This window comes from Pseudomonas fluorescens (assembly GCF_041354075.1).
Taxonomy (GTDB): domain Bacteria; phylum Pseudomonadota; class Gammaproteobacteria; order Pseudomonadales; family Pseudomonadaceae; genus Aquipseudomonas; species Aquipseudomonas fluorescens_CE.
The window spans coordinates 66432-79408 of sequence record NZ_JARZGC010000019.1; the positions used below are offsets into that span (position 1 = coordinate 66432).

Consider the following 12977-nt stretch of genomic DNA (forward strand, 5'->3'; position numbering starts at 1 on the left):
TTTGAGTAACATAGCCACCTAACTATCTGAACATCTCCGGCCGGAGGTGGACTATATGTATAGATACCAACCGACCCATCACCAGAAGGAGCGCTCCCATGTCCTGGTCCAAGCCTGCTTACACCGACCTGCGTATCGGCTTTGAAGTCACCATGTACTTCGCCAGCCGCTAAGGCCTGCCGTTGTAGATAGAAAGCGATGTGCAACGCCTCGGGTTACCGGGGCGTTTTTATTTTCAGCGTTGTCATGATGGAGCGTCCATGTTTGTCCAGATCCTAGGTTCCGCTGCCGGCGGCGGTTTTCCCCAGTGGAACTGCAACTGCGTGAACTGCGCAGGCTTTCGCGACGGCAGCCTGAATGCCAAGGCCCGCACCCAGTCGTCCATCGCGATTTCCGATGACGGCATCAACTGGGTCCTGTGCAACGCCTCGCCGGACATCCGCGCCCAGCTCCAGAGCTTTGGCCCGATGCAACCGGGCCGTGCCCTGCGTGACACCGGGATCGGCGCCATCGTGCTGATGGACAGCCAGATCGACCACACCACCGGCCTGCTCAGCCTGCGCGAAGGTTGCCCGCACAACGTCTGGTGCACCGACATGGTCCACGAGGACCTGAGCACCGGCTTCCCGCTGTTCACCATGCTGACCCACTGGAACGGCGGGCTGAGCTGGAACCGCATCGAACTCGACCGCAGCTTCACCATCCCGGCCTGCCCCAGCCTGCGGTTCACCCCGCTGCCGCTGCGCAGTGCGGCGCCACCCTACTCGCCGCACCGCTTCGATCCGCACCCGGGCGACAACATCGGCCTGATCGTCGAAGACCTGAACACTGGCGGCAAACTGTTCTACGCCCCGGGCCTGGGCAAGGTCGACGCGCCGCTGCTGGACATCATGGCCGGCAGCGATTGCCTGCTGGTGGACGGTACGCTGTGGGACGACGACGAAATGCAGCGTCGCGGCGTCGGCACCCGCACCGGTCGTGAGATGGGCCACCTGGCGCAGAACGGCCCCGGCGGCATGCTGGAGGTGCTTGAACAGTTGCCCGGACAGCGCAAGGTGCTGATCCACATCAACAACACCAACCCGATACTCGATGAAGACTCGCCGGAGCGCGCGGAACTGGTTCGGCGAGGTGTTGAAGTGGCGTATGACGGGATGAGTATTGTTCTGTAGCGGACGACACCTTCGCGGGCAAGCCCGCTCCCACAAGGATCTGCAGCGCACACCAACCCTGTGGGAGCGGGCTTGCCCGCGAAGGGGCCGGACCAGACACACAAGTTTCCCGGAGAACAGCAATGACCGACACCCCACTGACCCCCGCCGAATTCGAGGCCGCCCTGCGCGCCAAGGGCGCTTACTACCACATCCATCACCCCTACCATGTGGCGATGTATGAAGGCCGCGCCACCCGCGAGCAGATCCAGGGCTGGGTTGCCAACCGCTTCTACTATCAGGTGAACATTCCCCTGAAGGACGCCGCGATCCTGGCCAACTGCCCGGATCGCGAGATTCGTCGCGAGTGGATCCAGCGCCTGCTCGACCATGACGGTGCTCCCGGCGAAGACGGCGGCATCGAAGCCTGGCTGCGCCTGGGCCAGGCCGTCGGTCTCGATCCGGATCAACTGCGTTCTCAGGAACTGGTCCTGCCCGGCGTGCGTTTTGCCGTGGACGCCTACGTCAACTTCGCCCGTCGCGCCAGTTGGCAGGAAGCCGCCAGCAGCTCGCTGACTGAGCTGTTCGCGCCGCAGATCCACCAATCGCGCCTGGACAGCTGGCCGCAGCATTACCCGTGGATCGACCCGGCCGGCTACGAGTACTTCCGCACTCGCCTGGGCCAGGCGCGCCGCGATGTGGAGCACGGCATGGCCATCACCTTGCAGCACTACACGACACGCGAGGGCCAGGAGCGCATGCTGGAAATTCTCCAGTTCAAACTGGACATTCTTTGGAGCATGCTCGATGCCATGAGCATGGCCTACGAACTGAACCGCCCGCCGTATCACAGCGTGACCGAACAACGGGTCTGGCATAAAGGAATCAGCTTATGAGTTTCGATCGCAGCAAAACCCCGACCTGGCGTCCCGGCTACCGGTTCCAGTACGAACCGGCGCAAAAGGGCCACGTTCTGCTGTACCCCGAAGGCATGATCAAACTCAACGAAAGCGCGGCGCTGATCGGCGGCCTGATCGACGGCCAGCGTGACGTCGCGGCGATCATTGCCGAACTGGACCAGCAGTTCCCCGGCGTGCCCGAGCTCGGTGAAGACATCGAGCAATTCATGGAGGTCGCCCGTGCTCAGCACTGGATCGAACTTGCCTGACGCGGCGTCGGACAAGTTACCGCCCAAGCCCGAAATCGGCCTGCCGCTGTGGTTGCTGGCCGAGCTGACCTACCGCTGCCCGCTGCAATGTCCCTACTGCTCCAACCCACTGGACTTCGCGCAGCAGGGCAAGGAGCTGAGCACCGAGCAGTGGATCAAGGTGTTTCGCGAAGCGCGGGAAATGGGCGCGGCGCAGCTGGGGTTTTCCGGCGGAGAACCGCTGGTGCGCCAGGACCTCGCGCAGTTGATTGGCGAGGCGCGACAACTGGGTTTCTACACCAACCTGATCACCTCCGGCATCGGCCTGACCGAGCAGAAGATCAGCGATTTCAAGAAGGCCGGGCTGGACCATATCCAGATCAGTTTCCAGGCCAGTGACGAGCAGGTGAACAACCTGCTGGCGGGCTCGAAAAAAGCATTCGCCCAGAAGCTGGAAATGGCCCGTGCGGTGAAGGCCCATGGTTATCCGATGGTGCTGAATTTCGTCACCCACCGGCACAATATCGACAAGATCGACCGGATTATCGAGCTGTGCATTGCGCTGGAGGCGGACTTCGTCGAACTTGCCACCTGCCAGTTCTACGGTTGGGCGCAGCTCAATCGCGTGGGGCTGCTGCCGACCAAAGAGCAACTGGTCCACGCCGAACGCATCACCAACGAATACCGCGCCAAGCTGGACGCCGAAGGGCACCCCTGCAAGCTGATTTTCGTCACCCCGGACTATTACGAAGAACGGCCGAAAGCCTGCATGAATGGCTGGGGCAGTATTTTTCTGACCGTGACCCCGGACGGCACCGCCCTGCCCTGTCACGGTGCCCGACAGATGCCGGTGCAATTTCCCAATGTGCGCGACCACAGCATGCAGCACATCTGGTACGACTCCTTTGGTTTCAACCGCTTCCGCGGTTATGACTGGATGCCCGAGCCGTGCCGCTCCTGCGATGAAAAAGAGAAAGACTTCGGCGGCTGTCGCTGCCAGGCTTTCATGCTCACCGGCGACGCCAGCAACGCCGATCCGGTGTGCAGCAAGTCGCCGCATCACGGCATGATTCTCAAGGCCCGCGAAGAAGCCGAGCACGCCACCCAGACCATCGAACAACTGGCCTTTCGCAATGAACGAAACTCACGACTCATCGCCAAAAGCTGAACCCTTCAGCGCCGCAAAAGCCGTGGCCGCCGGGATCGACTTTGCCGAACTGCAGGTCGGGCAGCATGGCCTGTTCTGGAACGAGTACCGCCCCGAGGACGCTGCGTGCCGGATCTGGCATTGGCGTGACAGCCAGGCGCACTGCCTGACACCCGCCGGTTTCAGCGTGCGCAGCCGCGTGTATGAATATGGCGGTGGAGCGTTCTGTCTGACGGATGACGCCATCGTCTTCGTCAACGAGGCGGATCAGCAGCTGTATCGCCAGTCGCTGAAGGGCGAGATGCCTGTGATGCTCACGTCCGGCGAATGCCGGTATGGCGACCTGAGGTTTGCCCACGGCCAGGTGCTGGCGGTTGAAGAACAGCGCGATTGCCACCGACTGGTGGCCATCGATCTGGCAGACGGCGCGCGTCATGTGTTGACCGAAGGCGCGGATTTCTATGCGGCACCGACGCTGAGCCCCGACGCGCAGCGATTGGCCTGGGTCGAATGGAACCGTCCGGAGCAGCCATGGACCGCCACGCGCCTGATGGTTGCCGAACGCGTGAGTGGCGGTGGTTTCGCCCCTGCGCGCTGCGTGGCGGGCGACGCGGTTCAGGAGTCGTTGCAACAACCGCGATTCGATGAGCGCGGTCGACTGTATTGCCTGACGGATCGCGACGGTTACTGGCAGCCTTGGGTGGAGTCATCCGACGGCCTGCGCCCGTTACCCGGCCTGGCCGCCGACCATGGGCCGGCGCCCTGGCAATTGGGTGGCTGCACCTGGTTGCCGCTCGGACAAAGCACCTACCTGGCCACCTGGACCGAGGAGGGGTTCGGCCGTCTGGCCCTGTGCGGTGACACCGTTGAAGAGTTCACCGGCGACTACAGTCGTTTCCGTCACCTCGCCATCGATGAACACTTCATCTACGGCATCGCCGCCTCTCCCGTCAGCCCTTCCGCCGTCATCGCCATCGAGCGCCGCACCGGTCAGGCCAACGTCCTGGCCGGGGGTGTGGCGCCGCTGCCCGTCGACCAGATCAGTGTCCCGCAGACCCTGCGTTATCCGAGCGGATCGGGCGAGGCTCACGGGTTCTTTTATCCGGCGATGTCTGGCGAGGCAAAACCGCCACTGGTGGTCTTCATCCACGGCGGACCGACGTCGGCCTGCTACCCGGTGCTTGATCCGCGCATCCAGTACTGGGCGCAACGCGGCTTCGCCGTGGCCGACCTCAACTACCGTGGCAGCAGCGGCTACGGCCGGGCGTATCGCCAAGCGTTGCATTTGAGTTGGGGTGACGTGGATGTGGAGGACGCCTGTGCGGTGGTCACGCATTTGGCCGAGCGCGGACTGATCGATGGCGACAAGGCCTTCATTCGCGGCGGCAGTGCCGGTGGCTACACCACGTTGTGCGCCCTGGCATTCAAGCAGGTGTTTCGTGCCGGCGCCAGCCTCTACGGCGTCAGCGATCCGGTGGCCCTGGGCCGAGTCACTCACAAGTTCGAGGGGGATTATCTGGACTGGCTGATCGGCGACCCCGACAAGGACGCCGAGCGCTACGCCGCACGAACACCGCTGCTGCATGCGGGGAACATCCGCGTACCGATGATCTTCTTTCAGGGGGAACTGGACGCAGTCGTCGTGCCGCAGCAGACGCGCGACATGGTTCAGGCGCTGGAGCAAAACGGCATTCTGGTCGAAGCGCACTATTACGCGGACGAACGTCATGGCTTTCGCAAGGCCGGCAATCAGGCTCATGCGCTGGAACAGGAATGGTTGTTTTATCGGCGGGTGATGGCGTTAGCGGACTGACATCTGCGTTTCAGGCGGGACTGGCGGCGCCTCATTCGCGAGCAAGCCCGCTCCCACATTTAACCGCGTTTTCAGGGGAGTGCGGGTCCACTGTGGGAGCGGGCTTGCTCGCGAAAGCGATCGGGTTGGCGCCGTCGGGCCTAGCGTTTGGCGATGATGTAAACCGCATGCACGATCCCGGGGATGTAACCGCACAAGGTCAGCAGAATATTCAGCCAGAATGCGCCGCCGAAGCCGACTTGCAGAAACACACCCAGTGGCGGCAGCAGAATGGCGATGATGATGCGAATGAAATCCATGGGGCAGCTCCTGATTTGAAGTGGGCTCTTGCGAGCCGTACAGCTAATCGACCTGCACCGTTCGTCAGGGTTCAGTTCGCGCCTTCAAGCCAGTATTTCGAGCCCATGTTTCTGGACGATGCTGAGCAGTTTCAGCGCCATGCCGCTGGGCTGCTTGGCACCCGCTTCCCATTGCTTGACGGTCGAAGCGCTGGTGTTCAGATAACGTGCGAAAACCGGCTGGCTGACATTGTTGCGCTCGCGTAGCGCCTTGATCTGGTCCGCCGGGATTGCGTCCGGGACATTCGCCAGGCAAGACTCATCGAACTCACGCATGGTGGCCTTGCTGATGGCGCCGATGGCGTAGAGGGCGCTGGCGGATTCGTGCACCGACTCCAATGCCTCACTCTTGAATTTTCTAGTCATGAGATATCTCCAAAAACTCCTTTTTATCCAACAGGTACTGGATCTGCTGCTCTGTCAGCGCTTCGTAGGTCTTCGCCACTTTCCGAAAACCGACCAGATCAGCCTGACTGATATTGCTTTGATCCTTCTTCGCATACAGGAACTGGTAAACCCAGTAATTTCCGCCCTTGGCCACGACAATCGAGCGATGACGATTGGCATTCAAGCGCTTCTTCCAGACCCCGCCGCCAAGGCTTTCAGCCTGTCCCCTCAGCATTTCGGTGAAGGCATCCAGTAGTTCATCGTCACCAATCCATGCCTTACCCGCTTGCACTGCAAACCGTTTTGTCTTGAACAATCTGGGTGGTAAAGGCATCCCTTCCTCCAACAAACATACCACTGAGTGGTATAGATATCAAAACCCGCTCAACAAGCTTGTTGTGTCGCCGGAGGCGGCACTCCTTGCCGACGCCCACTAAAAAGCCACCGATTGCGCTACGGCTCAAGTCCGGAATGTCAGTCGGAAAAACACCGAGACAAAAAAACGCCCCACGTCAAAAGAATCAAACGTGGGGCGACGCGTTATTACCGCGAGACGGTTCGGACATTCGTGCAGGATTCATCTGATCAGACGGCAATCCCTTTGCGGCATTGCAGTTGTGCGGTACGCACGCGGGAAAAGGCGCGGGCCAGGCGCAGGAGCATTTCATCGATGTTGGCAGTGCTGACGGTGAGCGCGGGGGTGAAACGCAGGCAATCCGGTTGCGGGGCGTCCAGCAGCAGGCCTTCGGCCATAGCGGCCTTGACCACCGCGCGCGCCGAATCATCGGACAGGGTCAAGCCCCACAGCAGGCCTTGCCCGCGCAGTTCGCCATGAGCATACCGGTGAGCCAGTCGCACCAGGCCTTCGCGCAGGTGTTCACCGGTTTGCGCGACATGCTCGAGAAACCCCTTGTCCTGGACGCTGCCCAGCACCGCCAGACCGGCCGCCGTCATCAGGGCGTTGCCATGATGGGTGCCCGTCAATTCACCCACATCGAAACAGCAGGCCTTGCCCCGGGCCAGCAATGCCGCCAACGGCACGCCACCACCCAGCCCTTTGCCGAGCACCACGATATCTGCCCGCACGCCGTAGTGCTGTTCCGCGAGCAAGCTGCCAAGGCGACCGACCCCGGTTTGCACCTCGTCGAGGATCAGCAGAATGCCCAGCTCGCGGCACAGACGCTCGACGCCTTTGAGGTAATGCTCGGTGGCAACAATCACTCCGGCTTCGTTCTGGATCGGCTCGAGCATGATCGCGACGGTTCGGGCATCGACGGCGGCATGCAGTGCCGCCAGGTCGTTGAACGGTACGTGGCTGAAGCCCGGCAGTTGCGGCTCGAAGCGGTTGGTCAGGTTGGAACTGTCCGACGCCGGAATCGTCCCGAGGCTACGCCCGTGACACCCTTTGTTCGCCACGATGATCCGCGAAGCGCCACCTCGATGCAGTTGACCCCATTTGCGCGCCAGTTTGATCGCCGCTTCACAGGCTTCACTGCCGCTGTTGAGCAGGTACGCCTGATCGCTGCCCGTGGCGGCGCACAGGCGTTCGGCCAGATTGAGCATGCCACGGTTATGCAGGCCAAATCCCGGATTGATCAGTGATTGCGCTTGGGCGGCGATGGCGTTGACCAGCACCGAAGGGCTGTGTCCAAGGCTGTTGGCACCGCCACCCTGGGAGAAATCGAGGTAAGCGCGATCCTCGCTGTCCCACAGCCACGAACCCTGGCCACGCAAAAAAACCTGCCTGGGCCGCTCGACGCTGGGCATGAGGCACTCGCTGGACAGGGTGTCGCCGGTGGATGGCGTGAAATCGTCAGCGTACAGGTCGTCAAGGCTGGGCGCGCTGCGCCGGAGGCTGAAGAGGTTCATGCGCAAAAACCTCGCTTGAGGTTTTCTGTCTTGCCTATGCAAGCACGCTTTCGGTGAAGAGTATTCATCGCGCTCTTTGGCCCTGTAAGCCTTGTGAATGCGGTTAGACTAGGCGCAGGACAGGCCCTGAGCCATTTCGATTTCCCAGCATTTTCGATAAGCAGAACTTATGGATTTCAAGCAACTGCGCTATTTCGTCGCGGTGTATGAAGAGGGCCATGTCGGGCGCGCTGCCGAGCGCCTTTCAATCTCGCAACCGGCGCTGTCGCAGCAGATCCGTCAGCTTGAACAGCACCTCGATCTCAGCCTGTTCGAGCGCAGCAGCAAACGTCTGCTGCCGACCCTCGCCGCCCACACGCTGTATAACCATGCCCTGCCCTTGCTCGATGGTTTGCAACGGGCGCGCGAAGCCCTTGGCAACTTCAAGGGGCAGGCGCTGCGCACCCTGGCCATCGGCGTGCTGCAAACCGTGCACACCAGTCTCGTGCCGCAGATGCTCGAGCGGGTGCGCAAGGCGCAGCCACACCTGGTGGTGCAGATCTATGAACTGTCGGGGCTGGAGATCGAGCGACGGTTGCTCAACGGCTCGTTGGACATCGGCATCAGCTACCTGCCTCCCCGGCAGCCCGGTTTACATGGCGTGCTGCTGTACGAAGATGAACTGACCCTCGTCATCCCGGAGGATCATCCATTGCGCGAATTCAAGAAGGTTTCCATGGCCCAGGCAGCCGAGTTGCCGATGTTGCTGCTGGGTGAAGAGTTTCAGGTGCGGCAGATCTGGCAGACGCAACTGGCCAGCCTGGGGCGGCGCCCCCACGTACAGGCGGAGCTGAACAACATGGCGGGGATTCTCGACAGCCTGCCCCACACCCGTCTGGCAACGGTTCTTCCGGGGCGTTCGCAAAAGATGCTCGGCCACCCGGAGCTGCTGTGGAAGCCGCTGACCGAACCGAGGGTGCCGCTGAAAGTCGGGCTGGTGTGCCGCGATGTGCAACGTCAACAGGCATCCATGACCCTGTTGCGGACCTTGCTCGAGGAGGTGATGAGTGCCACGGACGAACGCTCGATCACCCTGGATGGGCTGAGCTGAACACTTTTCTGCGGGCATAAGAAAACCCCGCCGAAGCGGGGCTTTGCAGACTGTTTCCCTGACATCCATTTCACTCCGCCACCCTGGCAGAATCCTACGTGTCCGTGTTGTTGCTTTGCGCTTCCTGCGCGACGTCCATGAGAAGTAGATTAGCGGTGGATCCAATCTGCATCTATGGGAGATGAGCAGCACGTTGTGTAAGAGAATGCTTACACAACGCGTTACGATCAGAACTGCGCGGCTTCCAGGAGGAACAGCGACTCGCTGCCGGCTTTCACCGAAGCGCTCAACGAATGAATACGCGGCAGCAGGCGTGCGAAATAGAACCGCGCCGTACCGACTTTGCTCGCGTAGAAATCGTCCTGCGCCTCCTTGCCCAAGGCAGCCTTGGCCATCAACGCCCACATGTAGGCGTAGGCGACATAACCGAAGGTTTGCAGGTATTCGACCGAGGCCGCACCGATTTCGTTCGGATTGCTCTTTGCCCGATCCAGCAACCAGGCAGTCAATTCATCGAGCGTGGTCAGCGCCTCGTTCAGCGGCTTGGTGAACTCGGACAGATCGGCACTGGCCGTCGCGGTGAAGTGGCGAATCTCGTCGGCGAACAGCGTGTAGAACGCCCCGCCACTGCCCACCACCTTGCGCCCGACCAGGTCCAGCGCCTGAATGCCGTTGGTGCCTTCGTAGATCTGGGTGATGCGTACGTCACGCACCAGTTGCTCCTGGCCCCACTCACGGATGTAACCGTGACCGCCGAACACCTGCTGGCCATGCACGGTGGTTTCCAGCCCGAGGTCGGTGAGAAAGGCCTTGGCGACCGGCGTCAGCAACGCCACCAGGTCTTCCGCACGCTTGCGAGTGGCAGCGTCCTCGCTGAATTTGGCGGTGTCCAGTTGCATGGCCACATACGTCGAGAAGGCGCGGCCGCCTTCGTTCGAGGCTTTCATGGTCAGCAGCATGCGCCGCACGTCCGGGTGAACGATGATCGGGTCGGCCACCTTGTCCTTGTTCTGCGCGCCGGTTGGCGAACGGCTCTGCAAACGGTCGCGGGCATATTCGACGGCGTTCTGATAAGAGCGCTCACCCGTGGCGAGGCCCTGGATACCCACCCCCAGGCGCTCGTAGTTCATCATCGTGAACATCGCCGCCAACCCCTTGTTCGGCTCGCCGACCAGATAACCCACGGCTTCGTCGAAGTTCATCACACAGGTCGCGGAGGCCTGGATACCCATCTTGTGTTCGATCGAGCCGCAGTTCGCCGGGTTGCGCGCGCCCAGGCTGCCATCGGCATTGACCATGAACTTCGGCACCAGGAACAGCGAGATGCCTTTCGGCCCGGCCGGTGCGTCCGGCAGCTTCGCCAGCACCAGGTGGATGATGTTCTCAGTCAGGTCGTGCTCGCCGCCGGTGATGAAGATCTTGGTACCACTGACCTTGTAGGAACCGTCGGCCTGAGGCTCGGCCTTGGTGCGAATGATCCCCAGGTCGGTACCGGCGTGAGGTTCGGTCAGGCACATCGAACCGGCCCAGATACCGGCGTACATGTTCGGCAGGTAAGCGGCCTTCAGCTCTTCGCTGGCATGAGCATTGATCGACAGGCAGGCACCGGCCGTCAGCATCGGATACAGGCCGAATGACAGGCTCGCCGAGTTGACCATTTCCTCGACCTGGGCCGACACCGCCTTGGACATGCCCATGCCGCCGTAGGCCGGATCGCCCCCGACACCGACCCAGCCACCTTCGGCGTAAGTCTGATAAGCCTGTGGGAAACCTGCCGGCGTGGTGACGGCACCTTCCGCCCAATGGCAGCCTTCTTCGTCAGCCGCACGGCTCAGCGGAGCGATGCTTTTGCTGGTGACCTTGCCGGCTTCTTCAAGAATGGCTTCAACGGTTTCTGCGTCGACGGTGTCGGCCAGTGCAGGCAACTCGGCCCAGAGTTTGGCGACCTCGAACACTTCATTGAGGACGAAGCGCATATCGCGCAGGGGCGCTTTGTAGTCAGCCATGGCAAACCTCGCAGGATCTTATACAGGTGATTCGTAGGAAGAGTGTCTCGTTGGGCCCGAGTGTAACCCAACAACTTTTGCGACACATAGGGTCAGCTAGTGACCCTTTTGTAATTTTTAGTCATTGCGTTTTTATGGCGATGGAAACGCACTCGCGGCCCATTCGAATCACCGAAAGGACCGCGATGCCATTAACGCCCTGGCGTCAAAGCGCAAACGACTCCGCTGGCAGCGTCATCAGGCAATCGCTCCCCGCTTCGATGGCGGCGCGGTGGGCCGCAGTACGCGGCAGCAGGCGCTTGAAGTAAAACGCGTTGGTCGCCAGTTTGCCCCGATGGAAGTCGGCATCGCCGTCGCCTGCCTCCAACTGCGCCTGCGCCACCAGGGCCATGCGCAACCACAGGTAGGCCAGGATGATGTAACCGCTGTACATCAGGTAGTCCACGGACGCAGCGCCGACTTCGTCCGGGTTTTTCATCGCGGCCATGCCAACCCGGGTGGTCACTTCACCCCACTGCTGGTTCAGCTCATTGAGTTGCGCCACATAGCTGCCGAGTTGCGCATGTCCGGCGTTCGCCGCGCAGAACTTGTGGACGATGCGGGTGAAACCACGCAACAGCTTGCCCTGGCTGCCCAGCACTTTCCGCCCCAGCAGATCCAGTGCCTGGATGCCGTTGGTGCCTTCGTAAATCGGTGCGATCCGGCAATCGCGCACCAACTGCTCCATGCCCCACTCACGAATGAAGCCGTGACCGCCGAACACTTGCATGCCGTGGTTGGTCACTTCCAGCCCGGTGTCGGTCATGAAGGCCTTGCAGATCGGTGTCAGGAAGGCCAGCAAGTCTTCGGCGTCCTGACGCGCCGTTTCGTCCGCACTCAAATGCGCGACGTCCAGAAGCTGTGCGGTGAAGTACGTCAGCGCGCGGTTGCCTTCGTTGAAGGCCTTCATCGTCAGCAGCATCCGGCGGACGTCAGGGTGGACGATGATCGGATCGGCCGCTTTCTCCGGCGCTTTCGGGCCGGTCAGCGCGCGCATCTGCAGACGGTCGTTGGCGTACCTGATCGCGCCCTGGAAGCTCGCCTCACCGAGGCACAGGCCCTGCATCCCGGTGCCGAGGCGCGCATGGTTCATCATGGTGAACATGCAGTTCAGGCCCTTGTTCGGTTCACCGATGAGAAAGCCCCTGGCTTCATCGAAGTTCAGGACGCAGGTGGCCGATGCCTTGATGCCCATCTTGTGTTCGATCGAACCGCAGGAAACGCCATTGCGCTCACCTGCTTCACCGTGAACATCGGGCAGGAACTTGGGAACGATGAACAGCGAAATGCCTTTGGTCCCCGCCGGGGCGTCCGGCAGTTTCGCCAGCACCAGGTGCACGATGTTGTCACTCAGGTCGTGCTCGCCGGCAGAGATGAAGATCTTGCTGCCGGAGATCGCGTAACTGCCGTCGGCGGCCGGCACGGCGCGGGTCTTGATGATGCCCAGGTCTGTACCGCAATGGGCCTCGGTCAGGCACATAGTGCCGGTCCATTGGCCGGCAGTCAGCTTGCTCAGATAAGTAGCTTTCTGTGCATCGGTGCCATGGGCGTGGATGGCCGACATTGCCCCATGGGTCAGGCCGGGGTACATGCCCCAGGAGGTGTTGCTGGAGCCGACCATCTCGCTGATGACCAGTCCCAGGGAACTGGGAAGACCCTGGCCGCCATAGGCGGGATCTGCCGCCAGCCCGTGCCAGCCACCCTCCACGTATTGGGCGAATGCCTGCTTGAAGCCCGCCGGGGTCGTCACCACGCCATTGTCGAAATGACAGCCTTCCTCGTCACCGCTGCGATTGAGCGGTGCGAGCACGTTCTCGCAGAATTTCGCGCCCTCTTCGAGGATCGCATTGACCATGTCCGGGCTGGCCTCGGTGGCGCCCAGCGCCGCATAGCTGCCATGGAAATCGAAGACATGGTCGATCAGAAAGCGCATGTCGCGCAGGGGGGCCTTGTACTCGGGCATGGTCATTCCTCCGGTAGCCGATGCCTA

The 12977-nt window shown here is 61.6% G+C and carries 13 protein-coding genes; 7 read left to right on the plus strand and 6 right to left on the minus strand.

What is annotated here, in order from left to right; translation table 11 throughout:
- The first annotated feature begins 98 nt into the window (after positions 1 to 98).
- The 6 genes from pqqA (at position 99) to QIW53_RS21050 (ending at position 5258) form a co-directional block, all read left to right on the plus strand.
- Entirely contained in the window at positions 99 to 173 is a 75-nt protein-coding gene (gene pqqA, locus QIW53_RS21025) for a pyrroloquinoline quinone precursor peptide PqqA (protein WP_009045898.1), read from the plus strand.
- Positions 174 to 260: 87 nt separating this feature from the next.
- Positions 261 to 1172 carry a pyrroloquinoline quinone biosynthesis protein PqqB gene (pqqB, locus tag QIW53_RS21030; protein ID WP_371051534.1) on the plus strand — a complete coding sequence of 304 codons (912 nt, stop codon included), beginning with the start codon at positions 261 to 263 and terminating at the stop codon, positions 1170 to 1172.
- A gap of 122 nt (positions 1173 to 1294) precedes the next feature.
- Positions 1295 to 2047 (plus strand): pyrroloquinoline-quinone synthase PqqC, encoded by a 753-nt coding sequence (pqqC, locus tag QIW53_RS21035; protein ID WP_371051535.1) that lies wholly within the window; start codon positions 1295 to 1297, stop codon positions 2045 to 2047.
- Complete coding sequence (gene pqqD / locus QIW53_RS21040) at positions 2044 to 2319, plus strand: pyrroloquinoline quinone biosynthesis peptide chaperone PqqD (protein WP_371051536.1); 276 nt, start codon at positions 2044 to 2046, stop codon at positions 2317 to 2319. Before pqqC ends, pqqD begins: the two co-directional genes overlap by 4 nt.
- The gene (gene pqqE / locus QIW53_RS21045; protein ID WP_371051569.1) at positions 2312 to 3466 is read left to right on the plus strand and encodes a pyrroloquinoline quinone biosynthesis protein PqqE; all 1155 of its coding nucleotides are present in this window, start codon (positions 2312 to 2314) and stop codon (positions 3464 to 3466) included. The genes pqqD and pqqE overlap by 8 nt, the downstream gene beginning before the upstream one ends.
- Positions 3432 to 5258, plus strand: coding sequence for a S9 family peptidase (locus QIW53_RS21050; RefSeq protein ID WP_371051537.1), 1827 nt, complete (start codon positions 3432 to 3434; stop codon positions 5256 to 5258). Before pqqE ends, QIW53_RS21050 begins: the two co-directional genes overlap by 35 nt.
- Positions 5259 to 5398: 140 nt before the next feature.
- Here QIW53_RS21050 and QIW53_RS21055 read toward each other — a convergent pair whose 3' ends face one another.
- From QIW53_RS21055 to QIW53_RS21070, 4 genes are all read right to left on the minus strand, one after another.
- The gene (locus QIW53_RS21055; protein ID WP_003228885.1) at positions 5399 to 5557 is read right to left on the minus strand and encodes a YqaE/Pmp3 family membrane protein; all 159 of its coding nucleotides are present in this window, start codon (positions 5555 to 5557) and stop codon (positions 5399 to 5401) included.
- Between the two features lie 84 nt (positions 5558 to 5641).
- Positions 5642 to 5962, minus strand: a complete 321-nt coding sequence (locus QIW53_RS21060) for a helix-turn-helix domain-containing protein (RefSeq protein ID WP_192306545.1) — start codon at positions 5960 to 5962, stop codon at positions 5642 to 5644.
- On the minus strand, positions 5955 to 6317 hold the full coding sequence (locus QIW53_RS21065; RefSeq protein ID WP_192306547.1) for a type II toxin-antitoxin system RelE/ParE family toxin: 363 nt from the start codon (positions 6315 to 6317) through the stop codon (positions 5955 to 5957). Before QIW53_RS21065 ends, QIW53_RS21060 begins: the two co-directional genes overlap by 8 nt.
- Before the next feature lie 251 nt (positions 6318 to 6568).
- Positions 6569 to 7852 carry an aspartate aminotransferase family protein gene (locus QIW53_RS21070; RefSeq protein WP_371051538.1) on the minus strand — a complete coding sequence of 428 codons (1284 nt, stop codon included), beginning with the start codon at positions 7850 to 7852 and terminating at the stop codon, positions 6569 to 6571.
- Between the two features lie 169 nt (positions 7853 to 8021).
- Between QIW53_RS21070 and QIW53_RS21075 the strand changes: the two genes are divergently transcribed.
- Positions 8022 to 8942, plus strand: coding sequence for a LysR family transcriptional regulator (locus QIW53_RS21075; RefSeq protein ID WP_371051539.1), 921 nt, complete (start codon positions 8022 to 8024; stop codon positions 8940 to 8942).
- Between the two features lie 227 nt (positions 8943 to 9169).
- Here the strand turns inward: QIW53_RS21075 and QIW53_RS21080 are convergent, their stop codons facing one another.
- Positions 9170 to 10948, minus strand: a complete 1779-nt coding sequence (locus QIW53_RS21080; protein WP_371051540.1) for an acyl-CoA dehydrogenase C-terminal domain-containing protein — start codon at positions 10946 to 10948, stop codon at positions 9170 to 9172.
- 205 nt (positions 10949 to 11153) lie between these two features.
- Positions 11154 to 12950, minus strand: a complete 1797-nt coding sequence (locus tag QIW53_RS21085) for an acyl-CoA dehydrogenase C-terminal domain-containing protein (protein ID WP_371051541.1) — start codon at positions 12948 to 12950, stop codon at positions 11154 to 11156.
- Positions 12951 to 12977: the final 27 nt, after the last annotated feature.

What these genes read in the sequence shown, in the direction of transcription:
- pqqB (WP_371051534.1), top strand. Translation starts at nt 261, where the DNA reads ATGTTTGTCCAGATCCTAGGTTCCGCTGCCGGCGGCGGTTTTCCCCAG.
- pqqC (WP_371051535.1), top strand. Translation starts at nt 1,295, where the DNA reads ATGACCGACACCCCACTGACCCCCGCCGAATTCGAGGCCGCCCTGCGC.
- pqqD (WP_371051536.1), top strand. Translation starts at nt 2,044, where the DNA reads ATGAGTTTCGATCGCAGCAAAACCCCGACCTGGCGTCCCGGCTACCGG.
- QIW53_RS21050 (WP_371051537.1), top strand. Translation starts at nt 3,432, where the DNA reads ATGAACGAAACTCACGACTCATCGCCAAAAGCTGAACCCTTCAGCGCC.
- QIW53_RS21055 (WP_003228885.1), bottom strand. Translation starts at nt 5,557, where the DNA reads ATGGATTTCATTCGCATCATCATCGCCATTCTGCTGCCGCCACTGGGT.
- QIW53_RS21060 (WP_192306545.1), bottom strand. Translation starts at nt 5,962, where the DNA reads ATGACTAGAAAATTCAAGAGTGAGGCATTGGAGTCGGTGCACGAATCC.
- QIW53_RS21065 (WP_192306547.1), bottom strand. Translation starts at nt 6,317, where the DNA reads ATGCCTTTACCACCCAGATTGTTCAAGACAAAACGGTTTGCAGTGCAA.
- QIW53_RS21070 (WP_371051538.1), bottom strand. Translation starts at nt 7,852, where the DNA reads ATGAACCTCTTCAGCCTCCGGCGCAGCGCGCCCAGCCTTGACGACCTG.
- QIW53_RS21075 (WP_371051539.1), top strand. Translation starts at nt 8,022, where the DNA reads ATGGATTTCAAGCAACTGCGCTATTTCGTCGCGGTGTATGAAGAGGGC.
- QIW53_RS21080 (WP_371051540.1), bottom strand. Translation starts at nt 10,948, where the DNA reads ATGGCTGACTACAAAGCGCCCCTGCGCGATATGCGCTTCGTCCTCAAT.
- QIW53_RS21085 (WP_371051541.1), bottom strand. Translation starts at nt 12,950, where the DNA reads ATGCCCGAGTACAAGGCCCCCCTGCGCGACATGCGCTTTCTGATCGAC.